The following is a 15337-nucleotide window of genomic DNA, read 5'->3' as shown; positions in this document are numbered from 1 at the left end:
AGATTCAATGAGTAATTTGTATCCTTACAAAGGAAGTTTGCCGCAGGCAGAGGAGGATGTTTTTATTGCACCCGGTGCCACCGTTATCGGGAAGGTTACTTTAAAAAAAGGTGTTAACATCTGGTACAACGCTGTCATCCGTGGTGATGTGGAAGCCATCTCCGTGGATGAATATACAAATATCCAGGATAACTGTATCGTTCATGCTGATCCGGGATCACCCACAGTTATCGGTAAATATGTAACCATTGGTCACAATGCAGTGGTTCATGGCTGCAAAATAAATGACTACAGCTTAATCGGTATGGGTGCTATCATTCTTAATGATGTGGAGATCGGGGAAGGGGCTGTGATTGGAGCCGGCGCGTTAGTTACCAAAGGAACTAAAATTCCCCCTTATTCTGTGGTAGTTGGTTCTCCGGCCAAAGTAATTAAGACCTTAGATTCTTCTAGTTTTGAAGAGAGAAAGACCCATGCTCTTAGATATTACAAATTGAGTCGGGCGCATATAGAGAGCCTGAGTGAATAAAAGCATGGATCTTAAAGCATTGAGTAATCAATGCTTTAATTTTTTGCTCAGAAAAGGATTTATTGGGTATAAAGTCGAAATAGGGTAAATGTTGGGAGGTGAAGACAATTGGAATCTATCTTTGTCTTAGATATCGGCACCAGGACAGTAATGGGTTTAATCGCCTCATTAGAGGATGGGAAGCTTTCTGTTTCTCATTTGATTTATAAAGAGCATAAGACCAGATCAATGTTAGACGGGCAAATACATAATGTAGAACAAGTTACGCAAATTGTCAAAGAAATAGTACAGGAAATTAGGAGCCTGTCCGGTTTGGAATTAAAAAAAGTGGCTGTAGCTGCAGCAGGTAGGGCTTTACGCACAGTGAGGGGTACGGCCAAAGTTAAATTTCCTGTGGGAACTGTCATCACCAGGGAAGATGTTTTATCTCTTGAATTGCAGGCAGTACAGGATGCCCAGCTTGCCCTGCCCAAAAACCAAGGCTATATACCTCTTTCCCAACAGTATTACTGTGTTGGTTACAGTGTGGTGGAACAACATCTGGATAATATTACCATCGGTTCTTTAGTTGGTCAGAGGGGACAGGACGCGGACCTTCAGGTCGTGGCTACTTTCTTGCCGCGCATTGTTGTTGACTCCTTGCAGACTGTGGTGGAACAGGCAGGGCTGGAGTTGTTCAGTATCACCCTGGAGCCCATTGCTGTAGCCAACCTGGTTTTAAATCCCACCATGAGACGTTTAAATTTAGTACTGGTTGACATTGGGGCGGGAACATCTGATATCGCCGTGTGCGGTGATAACACTGTCAGCGCCTTTGGCATGGTACCCATGGCGGGCGATGAAATTACAGAGGCTATCTGTGATGCGTATTTATTAGATTTTAACGTGGGGGAACAGGTAAAACGCAACCTAACTGATGAAAATATTACCGTAACAGACGTATTAGGTATTGAACAAAATCTCAAAAAAAGTGAAGTTCTCACAACCTTAGTCCCCGCTGTAGATAGTTTGGCGGAGGCAATTGCTCAAGAAATATATGGATTAAACGGCAAAACACCGCAGGCTGTATTGTTAGTGGGCGGCGGCAGTCTTACTCCCGGGCTAACCCGTAGCTTGGCTGAGAAACTTCAGCTCCCCGAAAACAGGGTGGCCGTGCAACAGGCCGGCAAACTGAACAATGTTTTAAATTTACCGCCCGATTCTCTGGGGCCCAATTTTATCACAGTACTGGGTATTGCCTATACAGGTTTAACCTGTCCAACCATGGGGTTTGTTTCCGTAAACATTAATGATATACCTGTACGCCTGTTAAATATAGGGAAAAATACCGTGGCGGAAGCATTACTGGCGGGAGGCTTTAATCTCCGTGACCTTTATGGCAGACCTGGTATGGCCTTAACCTTTGAAATAAACGGACAGATGGTTTCTATCCCCGGTAAAATGGGAACACCCGGCAGTATCACTTTAAATGGTGAGCCTGCCCAATTAAACAATACGGTAAGACAAGGAGATAAAATTATCTTTACGCCGGGCAAGCCCGGTGAAGAGGCCAAAGCTACCTATGGAGAGGTCTTGAAAGATTATTTTGGTTTTTGTCGAGTAAACGGAAAAAATGTGGAGATAAAACCGGTTGTTAAAACAGGTAATAAGATTATCTCTCTTGAAGACAACATCGTTGATGGCAGTAAAGCGGAAGTGGTGACGAAGCAAACTGTAAAAGACGTCCTGGCGGAAGCCGGTTTTCTCGGGGGTTCTACAGAGGTGACGGTTAATGGTAAAGTTTTATCTCTACTGGATATGTCCCTTTGTACAATTAACGGCAAAAAGGCAAAGCTCGATGACCAGGTAGCACCGGGAGATCACATTTATTTTGAACCTGTAAAAAATCTTACTGTGGACAATTTTCTTCCCGGAACTGTCACTAAAGGAACTGCCCTACAAGTTTATGTAAACGGAGAAAAGGTTGCTCTGCAGCAGGGTGAAAAAATCTGGGTGAATAAAAATCCTGCGGAAAGAACTACCCCGGTTCAACCAGGTGATGAAATTGACTATCAATTTTGTGATAAAAAATTTCCTCCTATCCTCATCGATATATTTAATAAAATAAATTTTTCACCAAACCCGCCTCCTGGCAAAACCCGGCTTTTGCTTTTGGTAAATAACGAAGAGAAAGAATATACGTACCCTTTACAAGATGGAGATAAAATTGAAATTTCCTGGACATAATATATTTCGATCTCCGACTCCCGATTCCCGATTGCCGATTATAAAAAATAAAAAACTAGCGACTAAGCTAGCTTTTTGGCCTAATTATTTTTATGCGTACTTATAGTAAAGTTAAGTTGTTATTTTGGCATTTTACGAGCCAGTAAACGGCTGTTTTCCAGGTCAGCGGGGTAAACCTCTATAAGTTTTATTTCTTCCTTTTTTAGAAAATGTTCCAGGACTTTATTATTCCTATACTGGGGCGAGACAAGAATGAAGCCGAGTTTCTTTTCGGGCAGGTAGAAATCTAAGCATAAACTGCGTATATAATAGCCTTTAACGATTTTCATATCAGGATATGTTTTTTTGAGAAACTGTTCTAGCAGTTCTTTGGGGTTCTCCTTTTTTACAGGGTGACCGGTTTTAGATTGATTATACTGCTGCTGGTGGAGTTGTTCCACTTTGTCCACGATGTTCTGCTGCTCACTGGTTTCATGACGTAGGGCGAGATTTAAAATACGGGTTAAATCTTTTTGCAGGTCGCCAAAACTGTTCATAATAACACCGTTAGGTAATTTTTGTGAGATCAACTGCCTTAACATGGGCTCCAGATGTTGCTCCTGTCCGTCTACAAGGCCTAAAAGCAAGGGTTTCATTTCTTCAATTACTTTAACCGCTTCCTCCAATAATGTTCCTTTATGATGTTCGTTTGTATGGCTTAACTCGATTAATATGTTGACTAAACGGTCAACACGTGATAAAATAGCTTTTTCAATAAGACGGTCATCGCGATTCAAATTAATCACCTCAGTGTGGGGAATTCTATTAAATGTTATTATGAAAAAGGACAAATATGCCAAGTTTTTTCTCCAGTAACTACCAAAAAATTATCTTAGTAATTAGTCTTGACCGCCATATGATATTTTGTTAAAATATAATTCGTCACGTCGAGACGGGGCATAGCGCAGCTTGGTAGCGCACCTGGTTTGGGACCAGGGGGTCGGGGGTTCAAATCCCTCTGCCCCGACCATGTCAAGAGGATAATCATGGCCCGTTGGTCAAGTGGTTAAGACACGGCCCTTTCAAGGCTGTAACACGGGTTCGAATCCCGTACGGGTCACCAAAAAAGCAGGTACTAGTTATTAGTGGACTAAACCCACTAGCAACTAACAACTATATAAGGAGCTGTGGTGTAGTGGCCTAACATGCCTGCCTGTCACGCAGGAGATCGCGGGTTCGACTCCCGTCAGCTCCGCCATACATGCCGACGTAGCTCAATTGGCAGAGCAGCTGACTTGTAATCAGCAGGTTGCGGGTTCGAGTCCCATCGTCGGCTCCACTCTTCGAGATTCGATTTTCGAAATTAGAGGTTCGACTAGATGCAAACCCCATCGGGTTTGCCACGTTAATCGGACTTCCAATCTCGAATATCCAACATGGAGGGGTTCCCGAGCTGGCCAAAGGGGGCAGACTGTAAATCTGCTGGCACTGCCTTCGTAGGTTCGAATCCTACCCCCTCCACCAATACAGGGGCGTAGCCAAGTTGGTAAGGCAACGGACTTTGACTCCGTCATGCGTAGGTTCGAGTCCTGCCGCCCCTGCCATCTTCAAAAAGTTTCTAGTCACTAGTTCATAGTTACTAGTGGACAAAAAATAAATTATGTGTATAATTATACTAGTGACGATCAACTAGCAACTAGCAACAATATACATGCGGCTGTGGCGGAATTGGCAGACGCGCTAGATTCAGGTTCTAGTGGGTGCAAGCCCGTGGGAGTTCAAGTCTCTTCAGCCGCACCACCAATAAAATCAAGGCCTTGGGGCTTTTTTTATTTTTGCATTTTTGGTCTAAAAAATAGACTGTGGGCTAAAAATGGGCTAATTTTAGGCTAAAAAAATTTAGCTCAACAGTTGTTCAAATTTTTGGGCGGTATCTAGAGCTTTTTTTGGTAAAACATGTCCGTAAATATTTAGGGTAGTCTGTATGTCAGCGTGGCCGAGCCTTTCACTCACAGCATTAATCATTTCGCCAGCAGCTAGCAGGATTGTTGCATGGGTATGGCGGAGATCGTGAAATCTCATGCCTTTATGGCCGTATTTAGCAGCGAGGTTTGAAAATCGATGTGATAGATTTTTTCTATCTATTGGATTCCCTTGCGAATCCAGGAAAACAAGAATTTTGCTTAGGTCATTGTTTTTGGAAGAACCATTTAATCCCTTGAGTTTGCGTGACTGTTTCCATAAATGCCATCTCAGGACTGCAAGAACTCTTCTTGTCACAGGTATTATTCGCGTGCTTGTTTCGTTTTTGGTCCGGGGTCGATGCTCATATTTCCCGTCTTCATGGCGGTGCAATGTCATTGTTACTCGTATTTTCTTTTCTTTCCAGAGGATATCCTCTCTACGCAGCCCTAAAAGCTCTGATTGCCTCATGCCAGTATAAGCGGCAGTATGTATAAGAGGCCAGTCTATGTGTTTCCTGGTGTTTTCTAGGAAGGTTTTAAGCTCTTCTTTGGAAAGGATAACCATTTCTTCTTTTTTGCGTTTTTTATTTTTATCCCTGGGCGGCTTAACGCTGTCACAGGGATTTTTTTCTATCAGTTCCAAATCGACAGCTTTATTGAGAGCCTGGTTTAAAATTGTGCCGATATATATGATCGACCTGTTTGAGAGGCCGCCTTTACCATCAAGTCGGCCGGCTTCTGTTTTATAGCTGTAAAAGGTTTGAATGTGGAGCGGGGTAAGCTCGGAAAGAGGTATGTGTCCAATACAAGGATTGATATGTTTTTCTATTTCCCACCTGTAACTATCATATGTATTCTTTTCAAGATCGGGTTTAGCGATAGTATCCACCCAATTGATGAGAAAATCGGCTGTTAATTGTTCAGAGTATTTCTTAGGTGGATTTTCAAGTTCGTCCAACATTTGCCGAAGTATAGCTTCAGCTTCCGGTCTTGAAACATGAACATCTTTTCGCTTTTTTTTGTAAGTACCGGTCTTGGGGTCACGTCCCAGGTTTATTACTATTCGATAGTGTTTTTCGCCAATTTTGTCTATTCTGCTTGTGTATTTCATGCAGGAACCTCCTATAAGAAAACCAGCCGGGCGGGCTTTTAGCTTTGTCTTGAAGTAGCGTTTAGGTAATCATATAATTTCATAAGAGTAAATAGTACGCTTGCTAGTTGCCATGATTTGTTTCCCCATAAAGTTGATTTCCATCTGGGTTAGAACAATTATTCAAGCTCTTCTGGACAATAAAGTCCTATTTACACTAACCAAATCAAAAAATATAATGGCAATTGAGAAGAATTACCAAAGGAATAGCGTCTGAAAAAAGGACAAGCAGAATACAATAAAAACCAAGGTTAATCTCTTTGTTTAAAAGGATGGAGATGTTTATGAAAACCCGAGACATTGATATACGTATGAGCTTGCATTCTATATTATCAGAGGAATTCTCAGATGATCCAAATACATTAATCATTGATGAGCTCGGGCTATGTCAAGGAGACGCAAGAGTTGATGTTGCAGTAATAAATGGCGCCATACACGGCTACGAGATCAAAAGCGAGAGCGATACATTAGAAAGACTGCCGAATCAGATTGATATATATAACAAAATTTTAGACAATATAACAATAATAACTGGGCAATGCCACATTGATCGAATCTTAAAGATGACACCCCCCTGGTGGGGGGTACAGCAGGCGGAAATGAGTGATACCAAAACAATAATATTAAGTACGATAAGGAATGGTAAACAGAACCCAGATATCGATCCACACTCCTTGGTACAATTATTGTGGCGAGATGAGGCTTTGGAATTACTTAAGGTTTATGGGGCAGAAAGGGGATTTATAAGTAAACCGAGGAGAGATATATGGAATAGACTAGTAGATTGTGTTCCTTTGGAGGAGTTGAAGTTTCATGTTAGGAATCAACTTAAGAAGAGAAAAAATTGGAGATCTGTTTAGTAACGTAGGTTAGATGATGGTTTGTTCCGACCCGTCGCCAAGTTTCTGCATTTCCACTTGAACAGTCTCTGTTAGAACAATTGAAGACGTATTCATCCCCCCAGCTAAAGCCCTTGCCGCAGAAACTTGGGTGATTGACTAATTGGGCTGACAAGCCGTGCATTTGATCCCAGGTGTTCTTTTTGACTTGTACCCCTTTTACTACGAGCCAAGAGTTTTCTGTGGTATATCTAATATTGCCGCTCATCCGCATTATTCTTGGGTCGATATCAACATACTCCGGATGTGCTATTGCGTAATCCCCAAATGTCGGCATTCTCTTGAATAAATGTTCTTTACCTTTGAGTATTTTCCAAACACCCCATTCCGATCTTGGTATTATCCCTATACTATTAGCGGGTATTTCAGATAGTGTTTCGGGGAACGCTGACGCACAAATTGTTAATGTACGCCAATCCATAATAGACGGTAAGTCTTTTAGAAGAGTTAGTGCGAAAATTGCATTCTTGCTGTCGTCGTTTGTAGATATGCTTCTTAAATCAATGATAATATCGGTCTCAGCTGGTGTGACCTTCAATAGTTTTATTAAATCTATTATAGCCCCTTTAACATCTAAAAAGTCTTCGTCCTCAAGTCTTAAACATACGCCTAAACCGTCTTTTTTATGGGCTTTTATTACTTCTTGCTGATAGTCTTTGTCACGAGAGGTTCCAGTTACAGGTATAGCTTTCATTTTGTTTCTACGGATATCTTCCAAGATGAAGTAGAACGGATGAAGTCCATTTGACATTCTCTCAGATTGGTCAATCCAATATGGATCGATGAATACAGGGCGTTTTTCCCCCCATGCGTTCAATAACTCTTCCCCGATACCATTAAGATGGTCATCAATTGATTTCGCTGGTCTTTCATTGACATAGTCGTAGGGAACAGGAACCAATTCAATTAAAGGCGTAAGGGATTCCCGGCTTGATGCGTCAAGCTGTTTAAGAGCTATTTGTTCACCCCTCTTCCATTTTAATACCGGAACATAATGTTTCTGGTCAAACATCAATTAATACCTCCCTGTTATTGAATTTCCATAACGCTCTCGCCGATATTAATTTTATTGTCATCGTAAAGAGTTTGCGGAAACGATTTTAATATGTCTGAGGATCAAAGATATTTCCATCATCTTCCTCCTAGATACCGATTGCCTCAAGAATTCTTATCCGCCTTTCTGCCAGACTTAAAGGTATATTGCATTCCTCAGCGATTTGAAATGACCAGGTGGGACGAAATTTCTTTAAAATTGATGGTGGCACCAGGAGAACTGCGGCAAAATCTTCGGCCTGATTCTCCTGCTTGTCCTGAACGATGCCGTCAATATGTGCATAGTTCCCCCGATGGAGGAAATGATGACCCAGGGCATGGGCAATCATATGTTTTTCTTGGGCAATATCTATACTTTCTTTAACAGCGATTTGAGTTATCTCATCGTTTGTTGCTATGTACCTTTCTTTGAGCCTTCCTTGAAAAGGAAAGGTATAGAATATTATGTTTTCTTTGTCTAGAATGGTCGATAATTGTTGAAAATCTATATAAGAATCCAAAAGCCCGTGGAGTTCTAATACCTCCAGGGCTTTTTTTATAGCAATGTTCATGATGACCACCTTATTTTATTCTTCTGATGTGAGCTGTCTCCATTTGTAAGACATCTACCTTAGCTTCGATACGGCCCAGGGTAGAGAGTATTTTTTCGTTAACATCGGTCTGTACTTCCCTGGCGTCAAAGAGGGCAGAGAGCTTTTCACCGTGGTTTTGCTCGATGCGTACAAGGTATTGTTCTAGTTTGGATTGTCCTTGTTTTAGTTCCGTAATATCATTCCGCATTTCCTGTTGATCCTGTTTTAGAAATGCAACATCTTTACTCAATCTCTCTTGACCTTGTTCTAACGAATTTAGCTTGTCCAGGATTTGCTTTAAAACATCTTCCATTATCATTCACCATCCTTCTTCTGTTGAGCCCGTTTCTGGCGTTCCTTCTCAATAATTTTGAGAGCAAACTGCATGTGTTCGGCCAAGGATTCCTTTTCCTCATCAGTTAGGTCCGGGACCTTCTTTAGCAGGTCATCGAGAAGGGGGTCGGTGATTGGGAGAACATCTTCTATGATTTGCTCAGCTGGCCGGCGCTCGTCTGTACGGCCAAGAAGATAATCGGTTGATACGTCAAAAAAAGTAGCGAACTTTTTTAATGTTTCATTATCTGGTTCTCTACGATCTGTTTCATACATTGCTATGGCACTTTTTGAAACTTCAAACAGGTCAGCTAATTCTTGCTGGGATAATCCTTTTTCTTTTCTTAGTTCTGATAATCTTTCACCAAAACTTGGCATAACACCACCTCTATTAAATAATATCACGATACGTGATTTATAAAAACAAAGTTCACGATAAGTAATATTTTTACTAAAAATCTATTGACTGTTCACTAAACGTGAGTATAATTATAATTAATCAATGTTCACGTTTGGTGAGAAAAGTGAGGTGATAAAGTTGCAACCTGTACCTAATAAAAAAATGAAGAAATTAAGGGAAGAAATGGGACTTACACAAGCGGAAGTGGCTACAAAGCTTGAAATGCCTTTGAGTTCTTATGCAATGATTGAGGCAGGTTACAGGAGAAATCCCCGGAGAGAAGTCCAGAAAAAGATAGCTAATTTCTACAGTTGTACTGTAGATGAACTTTTTTTTGACGACGATGTTCACGAAACGAGAACGTTGCCCGAAGCCAAAGCGGGATGAAAGGAGGGGGGAGGAATGTTTTGTAAGAACTGCGGCTTATCAAACGTGGAAGACGCTAATTTCTGTGAATACTGCGGAACTAAGCTAAACGAGATATGCCCGAGGTGCTGGAAGAAAAATGGGCAACCTGGAAGTTGCCCGACAGATAAATGCGATTAGTCACCAAAACTGTTTTCGTACTCTGCAAGCAACCCATTGGAGCCAAACAGAGTAGGAGCTCCGCAATACTCACAGTGCCATGCATCCGGAATATTAACTTTGGCACATTTTTCATCAGTACAGGTGTTTAATAGCGGTGTCCCACACATTTTGCAAAACTTTGCATAATCGGAAAACTCTTTGTTCTGGCATTTGAGACACATGTCGGTTCTGCCTTCCAAGATACCACCTCCTTCAATACGGATAGCCTAGACAACTATCTAATTCGACAGAGCGGTGGTAAATCCTGTATTAAGTTATCAGAGTCAACTCAGTCCAGAGTGGGATAGGGGAGGGGTGAAAATGACGCTGGATAGAAGAACTACCATCGGACGCCAGATGATTTCTCTTAAAAAAGCCCGGGAAAAGCTTGATATGGGAGACACATGCATCAGAAAGATAATAGCCACGGATCCGACATTTCCAGCATATTTCATCTGTGGCCGTTGGAAAATTGATGAACAGGAACTGGACAAATGGATAGAGTGTAAGAGGGCAAATGCTGGTGTTCAATTCATCCCATCTGGGAGAACGCAAACAAAAGCACATAAGAAAACACCTGCCCGACAACAACACTGTACGAAGGTGTACGAAGTTATTACTCCCGGATGGAGCCCAGGGAATAAAAATAGTGCAGTTTAGTTGCTTAGAAGGCCTTGCGTTATAGCCCAAAACCCGAAGCTAAAACTGGATGAAAGGAGGGCTGAAAGTGCGCATCTCATATTATCGCGAGAGACCTGAACAAGAGCCGGAAGTGGTTACTGTTAGTGAGGCTAAAAGGTTGTTGAAGACCAAGGGTGGTGAAGCCTGGACAGAGCATTACGAGCGCGATGGAGGTTTGTTTGATGTTACACCAATACTGCTTACAGGGAACAACTCTAAGTTTAAATATAACAGGCATCTGTGACAGTGTTGGTCAATTTGTCATAAGGAGTGATTTTCATGTCAATACAAATCAATCCAAAGGCTTTAGGGTTTACCCCGACACCCAGCGAGATCCAAATCGCTAGGGAGGTGTGGGCCCAGACCCCTAATCCGACTGTAAAAATGATGTTAAGCCAGTTTAGCGACGAATGCCCGATTTGCGGCCTTGGGGCCAGAAATTGGCGGCTGCTGCCACCAATTAAACCTATGGGGTCATACCACATAGTTAAATACCAGTGCAAGAGATGCCAGGCCGTTTTCAAAAAACTTGAGGATGCGGACGAGTGAAAGGAGGTGTACCCATGTGGATATTACCTAAACCGATTCACGACGGCTTAGTTGAGAAATGCCGTGAATCAGATACTTTTGCCTTTTGCTTTATGGTAATCGGCATAGTCCTGATGATATTGGTTGCTCGTTTATAGAAAAGGTGGTGGAGATAAGGGATTCGAGCAAGAACAGAACGAGGAGGTGCCGGCAGTTGCTAATTTACATTCCAGACAAGGAGGCGGCGGGCTATTTGCTTACGTTAGCCGTCGCAGCCGCTGGGCTTCCCGGGAGTGCTCACCCGATACATTATGCGAGATTGAGAGAACTCCGGGAACAAATTGAGCGGGAGATTTTAAAGAAAGAGAGGGTAGCCGGTGAAGCGACTAATGTTTAAACCTTTCATATGTAGGGCCAAGGACTATCATTTCTATAAACTTCTCAAAGCCTATGCATCTATGCGGTCTATGCAAACTGATTCTATTTAACTGATTCTACTTAAATTAAAACATGCCAAGGAGGTGAGAGGAATGTACAGAATTGCACGTGAAGCTGCTAGAATAAGCAGAGATGCTGCAGCTGATGCTTTGCACATAGGCTGCAGGACGTTGGCTGATTACGAATCAGGAAAAACAATGCCCCCACCTGATGTGGTCCTTGGGATGAGCAGGTTATATAAAGTGCCGTGGTTAACCCAGATTTATTGTCGTGAGAATTGTGCTATTGGAGCCGCTTATAGCTATGAAGTTCTTAACAATATTAACCAGGACCCGGTCAGTGTTTTGTTAAAGCTGATGGGGGAAATGAGCGAAGCACAAGAAGTTCTTCAGCGGATGATGATTCTGACAATAAATAAAAACCGACGTGAAGACTTCACGCCGGATGAGTGGGATACCTTTGTAACATATTTGCAGGAATTTTTTGATGTGGAGCATTGCATTGAGACATTTAAGATAGCCCTGGGCCGCTGGTGCGATGTTGCAGAATTAATACACCAGCATAACCAAAAATGTTGGGCTCGTGGTTATATCAAAAAAAGAAAAAGACCGCAGGAATGCGGCCAAATCAAAAAAACCTAAGGGAATTTTAGCATTATGACGGATTTTCGTCAAGCTAATATTCCCTCCCTCTAGCAATCGGCGGCAGCCGATGTCGCCAATCATTATAAGAAAATCCCATTTTCGAGGGGTGAAATATTTGCTTCGTTCAAACCTAAAGATAAACTACTACGCTCTTTGTATAGCCATACTGACCCCAGCTACGCCAGAATTGGCTTTTCGGCTTATGCAGTCTGATGAAAGCCCCAGGCTAATCCGGACAGTACGCAAGTTGCTGAGGTTTACGCCATGAGTCCGGATCAGATTTATGGACGTATCAAAAGAAAAAGAAAAGCAAGTTAAAGGAGGTTCTTATGGACAAGCGAACCTGCCCAAACTGCGGAAAGGTATGGTTTTCTGCGGATACTGTGAATCATTGGGAATGTGACAAATGTGGCGCGCTTATTCCGGCGCCCCAAAAAAGGAGGCAATTTAAATCATGATAGATATAGACCTGGCTGGCAAGTTTCTTAGTATAGACGCTCGTGCTTTTCGTAACAGAGTTGACATTACACTTGATGTGAATGGTGAAAGCATAACTTTAACCCTGAGTGAGGACGATGCAGAAGCCTTAGAAAGACAGCTTGAGATTGCTTTGTACGATGACTCCTACCATCGTTCCATCTTGGAAGAAAAGGTCCTAAATCTTGAACAGCAGCTTGAGCAGTTGAAAGATGAGCTGGAAACCGAACGGGAGTACAATGCAGTACTCAAAAGAAAATTGGCGTAAGGAGGTTTAGCCATGGACGCATTATTAAAACTTGACCTTGATGATATACAGGTTCCCCAGGAAGACCAGGAAGAGCAGCGGGAGGCCTTCCGCATAACCAATTTAGAGCAGGCCACCTGGGCTATGCGGAAACTCCGGGCCCTGGCTGCCAAGGAAGCGGAAATAAGGAAGGTGGCAGAGGAAGAAATTGCCCGTATTAATGCCTGGCTACAAGACGAATTTAAGGGAATCGAGAGAAGCCGCAGCTTCTTCTTAGGTGCCCTCGAGGGATATCACCGCAACCTAATACAGCAGGATCCGAAGGCTAAGACTGTGAAAACCCCATACGGCAAATTGAAACTCACAAAACAACAGCCTGAGTTCCAACGGGATGACGCATTAATCAAGGCCTGGGCAAAGGAAAATAAACCGGAAGTGCTAATTCCGCAAGAGCCCAAACTTGATTGGGCCGGGCTTAAGAAGCAGTTAGTGGTAGAAGGGGATAAGGCAATAGACCTCACTACCGGTGAGATGGTGCCCGGTATCCTGGTAATCGAACGGGAAGACAAATTCAGTGTGGAGGTGGATAGCCTATGACGCAGGTAAAGTATGAGATATCCCAACCTACTCCTCCACCCGTGACATCTCTCTCTGTCATTGATGAGGTGAACATTCAGCATGTACAGGCTACCATGGCAAAGATTAACCAATTCCAGGCCCTGGTCCAAAAGAATTTACGCCAGAATCACGATTACGGCATTATCCCGGGAACCCCTAAACCTACGCTATTAAAACCAGGAGCAGAAAAAATTCTAATGCTGATGGGTCTCCGCTCTGAGTTTGAGATTGTGGATAGTACCCGGGATTTCCGGGAGGGATTTTTCCAGTACCAGGTCAGGTGCAAGTTATTTAAAGGTGATGTCCTGATTACAGAAGGCCTGGGCAGCTGCAATACCAAGGAAAAGAAATATATTAAGCAGGATGCATTTGGTGCGGATAATACTGTTCTGAAAATGGCAAAGAAAAGAGCACTAATTGATGCTACACTCCTTGTCGCCAGTTTATCTGACATTTTCACCCAAGACCTGGAGGACATGGATCTTGAGGGTACACCGATTCAAGAGAGTGTACAAAATCAGAGAGTAGCTACTGACCAGTCCGGCACCATCACTTCCAGCCAGGCAAAAAGAATGTTTGCTCTTGCTAAAGGTGATCAAGATATTGTACGACAGGTATTGTCAGAGTACGGATATAAGGGCAGCTCTGAGGTAGAAAAAGTCAAATACAACGAAATCTGTGAAAAGATTGAAAAGATTGCTGCTGAGAAAGCAAGTGCTTAATGTAAAACCCTGGGGGCTACCGTAGTCCCCTGGGTTAATCTTCTCGAGGGAAAAGAATTAACCGGAAAGGTTGTGTATATAGCATGAGTATGCGAATCAAAAAGGTGAAAATCACCTCTGATGATAAGGTTGCTGTTTCTTATGATCAGCAGAGTAAAACAGGGTCATGGGATGAGTATTCATTTACCTGCTCAGAAAAAGCACGTCCTGAGTTTTACGAGGCCTTAAACGCCCTAGCACCGCACGTTATCGAAATGTGCGAGCTACCTGAAGATTATCTAAGTCGCATAAAAGTCCGTGGTGTATCGTTCTCTTACAGGGGAGAAAAACAGGTCATGGGGGCGACCATCATCGCCCAGATGGAACTATTCTATTCTAACACCGATCTTAATATTAACACGCCTCATAAGGCCAGTGACTCCTATAACGATCAACCAGCAGATGAGAATCAGTTACTAACTGATGAATGCATTGATGCTCTTGACGTTCTTTGTGATGAGGTCAAGTTGTATATCCAAGGCGAGCGTGCCCAGCTAAGGCTGTTTGGCGTAGCATGACTGCGGACGGTGAAATAGAATGAGTGATAATGTTTTTGCTCTACACAAACGCCTATGCCTCCTTCGCCGGCGGCTGGAGGAAATGTGCGAGAAATATGGACTCACTGATCCCCGGGTTCTGGCCATGAGCAGGAAGGTAGACAGGCTGGTCGTTGAAATGCAGAAGAGGCTGGCGGGGTAATAGCTCGTGCTGCATAAGGCGCAATTGTAAATAATGTGAAGGAAAGAAAGGATGAGATAAGAAAAATGAGCGAGGTTGAAAAGGTGTTAAATGAATTAGGGATGTCCATAAATGAACTTGTTGACATAGCTATTGCCAAGTCAAAAGGTAGGGTTGCGATATTACCATGTAGACCAGGTGATAGAGTTTACACAATAAGCCGTACTGATTGTCCTTGTGAAATATGTATACACGGCAAAGAAGTTGGATATTCGGCTTTAGACTGTGTACGTCAACACAAAGATTATGAATGTCCTCCGCCACAATACACAATACAAATACATATCTGCGAAGGGTTTGCGATTCATGGGGATGCAGATGGAAATCCGATTGTATCCAATCCCGGGGAATGGGGATATGAAGGACTTGAACAATTTTACGGATGTGATGGAAATATTTATTACGATTATGAGGCTGTTAAGGAAGCTGTTAAAACTTTAAGAAATAATAACTAATTTCACATTTCAAAGATTAAGTGAAAATTATCGCGGAAATGCGCGGAGGATGATTATGGAAGATATAGCAGACGGAAT

General features: G+C 42.6%; 24 protein-coding genes and 7 tRNA genes. 24 read left to right on the top strand and 7 right to left on the bottom strand.

Annotation, left to right across the window (positions count from 1 at the left end; all coding sequences use genetic code 11):
- Nucleotides 1-7: 7 nt before the first annotated feature.
- Together BR63_RS19735 and BR63_RS05905 are read left to right on the top strand one after the other, a co-directional pair.
- Entirely contained in the window at nucleotides 8-529 is a 522-nt protein-coding gene (locus BR63_RS19735; RefSeq protein ID WP_051965961.1) for a gamma carbonic anhydrase family protein, read from the top strand.
- 108 nt (nucleotides 530-637) lie between these two features.
- Nucleotides 638-2755, top strand: coding sequence for a cell division protein FtsA (locus tag BR63_RS05905; RefSeq protein ID WP_034423609.1), 2118 nt, complete (start codon nucleotides 638-640; stop codon nucleotides 2753-2755).
- Between the two features lie 119 nt (nucleotides 2756-2874).
- Here the strand turns inward: BR63_RS05905 and BR63_RS05900 are convergent, their stop codons facing one another.
- Nucleotides 2875-3531 (bottom strand): hypothetical protein, encoded by a 657-nt coding sequence (locus BR63_RS05900; protein ID WP_034423613.1) that lies wholly within the window; start codon nucleotides 3529-3531, stop codon nucleotides 2875-2877.
- A 156-nt stretch (nucleotides 3532-3687) separates the two neighbouring features.
- Between BR63_RS05900 and BR63_RS05895 the strand changes: the two genes are divergently transcribed.
- The 7 genes from BR63_RS05895 to BR63_RS05865 all read left to right on the top strand — a co-directional run bounded on the left by BR63_RS05895 (nucleotide 3688) and on the right by BR63_RS05865 (nucleotide 4534).
- A tRNA-Pro gene (locus tag BR63_RS05895) sits at nucleotides 3688-3764 on the top strand.
- 18 nt (nucleotides 3765-3782) lie between these two features.
- Nucleotides 3783-3857: transfer RNA gene (locus tag BR63_RS05890), tRNA-Glu, on the top strand.
- Nucleotides 3858-3915: 58 nt separating this feature from the next.
- A tRNA-Asp gene (locus BR63_RS05885) sits at nucleotides 3916-3992 on the top strand.
- Between the two features lie 5 nt (nucleotides 3993-3997).
- Nucleotides 3998-4073, top strand: a tRNA-Thr gene (locus BR63_RS05880).
- A 99-nt stretch (nucleotides 4074-4172) separates the two neighbouring features.
- Nucleotides 4173-4258 (top strand) — tRNA-Tyr (locus BR63_RS05875).
- Between the two features lie 4 nt (nucleotides 4259-4262).
- Nucleotides 4263-4338, top strand: a tRNA-Gln gene (locus BR63_RS05870).
- Between the two features lie 109 nt (nucleotides 4339-4447).
- Nucleotides 4448-4534, top strand: a tRNA-Leu gene (locus BR63_RS05865).
- Between the two features lie 99 nt (nucleotides 4535-4633).
- Here BR63_RS05865 and BR63_RS05860 read toward each other — a convergent pair.
- Nucleotides 4634-5809 carry a tyrosine-type recombinase/integrase gene (locus BR63_RS05860; RefSeq protein ID WP_034423614.1) on the bottom strand — a complete coding sequence of 392 codons (1176 nt, stop codon included), beginning with the start codon at nucleotides 5807-5809 and terminating at the stop codon, nucleotides 4634-4636.
- Between the two features lie 323 nt (nucleotides 5810-6132).
- Between BR63_RS05860 and BR63_RS05855 the strand changes: the two genes are divergently transcribed.
- On the top strand, nucleotides 6133-6708 hold the full coding sequence (locus tag BR63_RS05855) for a sce7726 family protein (RefSeq protein ID WP_034423615.1): 576 nt from the start codon (nucleotides 6133-6135) through the stop codon (nucleotides 6706-6708).
- On the opposite strand, the gene BR63_RS05850 is transcribed toward BR63_RS05855, so the two are convergent.
- The 4 genes from BR63_RS05850 to BR63_RS05835 all read right to left on the bottom strand — a co-directional run bounded on the left by BR63_RS05850 (nucleotide 6677) and on the right by BR63_RS05835 (nucleotide 9083).
- Nucleotides 6677-7759, bottom strand: a complete 1083-nt coding sequence (locus BR63_RS05850; RefSeq protein WP_034423617.1) for a beta family protein — start codon at nucleotides 7757-7759, stop codon at nucleotides 6677-6679. The genes BR63_RS05855 and BR63_RS05850 overlap by 32 nt on opposite strands.
- A 130-nt stretch (nucleotides 7760-7889) precedes the next feature.
- Nucleotides 7890-8351, bottom strand: a complete 462-nt coding sequence (locus BR63_RS05845) for an ImmA/IrrE family metallo-endopeptidase (protein WP_034423619.1) — start codon at nucleotides 8349-8351, stop codon at nucleotides 7890-7892.
- A gap of 10 nt (nucleotides 8352-8361) precedes the next feature.
- Nucleotides 8362-8685, bottom strand: a complete 324-nt coding sequence (locus tag BR63_RS05840; protein ID WP_034423621.1) for a hypothetical protein — start codon at nucleotides 8683-8685, stop codon at nucleotides 8362-8364.
- A gap of 2 nt (nucleotides 8686-8687) precedes the next feature.
- The gene (locus tag BR63_RS05835; protein WP_034423623.1) at nucleotides 8688-9083 is read right to left on the bottom strand and encodes a helix-turn-helix domain-containing protein; all 396 of its coding nucleotides are present in this window, start codon (nucleotides 9081-9083) and stop codon (nucleotides 8688-8690) included.
- 151 nt (nucleotides 9084-9234) lie between these two features.
- Here BR63_RS05835 and BR63_RS05830 point away from each other — a divergent pair, with 151 nt between their 5' ends.
- Nucleotides 9235-9492: a helix-turn-helix transcriptional regulator gene (locus BR63_RS05830; protein ID WP_243270070.1), complete on the top strand. Its 258-nt coding sequence runs from the start codon at nucleotides 9235-9237 to the stop codon at nucleotides 9490-9492.
- 15 nt (nucleotides 9493-9507) lie between these two features.
- Nucleotides 9508-9651 carry a double zinc ribbon domain-containing protein gene (locus tag BR63_RS19970; RefSeq protein WP_081908219.1) on the top strand — a complete coding sequence of 48 codons (144 nt, stop codon included), beginning with the start codon at nucleotides 9508-9510 and terminating at the stop codon, nucleotides 9649-9651.
- On the opposite strand, the gene BR63_RS05820 is transcribed toward BR63_RS19970, so the two are convergent.
- On the bottom strand, nucleotides 9648-9872 hold the full coding sequence (locus tag BR63_RS05820) for a hypothetical protein (protein ID WP_034423625.1): 225 nt from the start codon (nucleotides 9870-9872) through the stop codon (nucleotides 9648-9650). The two genes, BR63_RS19970 and BR63_RS05820, sit on opposite strands and share 4 nt — an antisense overlap.
- Nucleotides 9873-9993: 121 nt before the next feature.
- On the opposite strand from BR63_RS05820, the gene BR63_RS05815 reads away from it, so the two are divergent.
- The 12 genes from BR63_RS05815 (at nucleotide 9994) to BR63_RS05765 (ending at nucleotide 15259) form a co-directional block, all read left to right on the top strand.
- Nucleotides 9994-10332 (top strand): MerR family transcriptional regulator, encoded by a 339-nt coding sequence (locus tag BR63_RS05815; RefSeq protein WP_034423627.1) that lies wholly within the window; start codon nucleotides 9994-9996, stop codon nucleotides 10330-10332.
- Nucleotides 10333-10399: 67 nt separating this feature from the next.
- Complete coding sequence (locus BR63_RS05810) at nucleotides 10400-10597, top strand: hypothetical protein (protein ID WP_034423630.1); 198 nt, start codon at nucleotides 10400-10402, stop codon at nucleotides 10595-10597.
- Nucleotides 10598-10632: 35 nt separating this feature from the next.
- Complete coding sequence (locus BR63_RS05805) at nucleotides 10633-10902, top strand: hypothetical protein (protein ID WP_034423632.1); 270 nt, start codon at nucleotides 10633-10635, stop codon at nucleotides 10900-10902.
- A 193-nt stretch (nucleotides 10903-11095) separates the two neighbouring features.
- Nucleotides 11096-11278 (top strand): hypothetical protein, encoded by a 183-nt coding sequence (locus BR63_RS05800; protein WP_034423633.1) that lies wholly within the window; start codon nucleotides 11096-11098, stop codon nucleotides 11276-11278.
- Between the two features lie 133 nt (nucleotides 11279-11411).
- Complete coding sequence (locus BR63_RS05795) at nucleotides 11412-11960, top strand: helix-turn-helix domain-containing protein (RefSeq protein ID WP_051965964.1); 549 nt, start codon at nucleotides 11412-11414, stop codon at nucleotides 11958-11960.
- Between the two features lie 332 nt (nucleotides 11961-12292).
- Nucleotides 12293-12421: a hypothetical protein gene (locus BR63_RS19965; protein ID WP_153802129.1), complete on the top strand. Its 129-nt coding sequence runs from the start codon at nucleotides 12293-12295 to the stop codon at nucleotides 12419-12421.
- Nucleotides 12418-12708: a hypothetical protein gene (locus BR63_RS05790; RefSeq protein WP_034423635.1), complete on the top strand. Its 291-nt coding sequence runs from the start codon at nucleotides 12418-12420 to the stop codon at nucleotides 12706-12708. The genes BR63_RS19965 and BR63_RS05790 overlap by 4 nt, the downstream gene beginning before the upstream one ends.
- A gap of 12 nt (nucleotides 12709-12720) precedes the next feature.
- A complete protein-coding gene (locus BR63_RS05785) occupies nucleotides 12721-13284 on the top strand; it encodes a host-nuclease inhibitor Gam family protein (RefSeq protein ID WP_034423637.1) in 564 nt (187 codons plus the stop codon).
- The gene (locus tag BR63_RS05780; protein WP_051965966.1) at nucleotides 13281-14027 is read left to right on the top strand and encodes a hypothetical protein; all 747 of its coding nucleotides are present in this window, start codon (nucleotides 13281-13283) and stop codon (nucleotides 14025-14027) included. Before BR63_RS05785 ends, BR63_RS05780 begins: the two co-directional genes overlap by 4 nt.
- A gap of 83 nt (nucleotides 14028-14110) precedes the next feature.
- Complete coding sequence (locus tag BR63_RS05775; protein ID WP_051965968.1) at nucleotides 14111-14584, top strand: hypothetical protein; 474 nt, start codon at nucleotides 14111-14113, stop codon at nucleotides 14582-14584.
- A 19-nt stretch (nucleotides 14585-14603) separates the two neighbouring features.
- Complete coding sequence (locus tag BR63_RS05770; RefSeq protein ID WP_081908220.1) at nucleotides 14604-14765, top strand: aspartyl-phosphate phosphatase Spo0E family protein; 162 nt, start codon at nucleotides 14604-14606, stop codon at nucleotides 14763-14765.
- Between the two features lie 65 nt (nucleotides 14766-14830).
- The gene (locus BR63_RS05765; protein WP_187142844.1) at nucleotides 14831-15259 is read left to right on the top strand and encodes a hypothetical protein; all 429 of its coding nucleotides are present in this window, start codon (nucleotides 14831-14833) and stop codon (nucleotides 15257-15259) included.
- Nucleotides 15260-15337: the final 78 nt, after the last annotated feature.

The sequence above is a fragment of the Thermanaerosceptrum fracticalcis genome (assembly GCF_000746025.2).
Taxonomy (GTDB): Bacteria; Bacillota; Peptococcia; order DRI-13; family DRI-13; genus Thermanaerosceptrum; species Thermanaerosceptrum fracticalcis.
The sequence above is the reverse complement of the archived record's forward strand: the minus strand, read 5'-3'. Positions and strand labels throughout refer to the sequence as shown.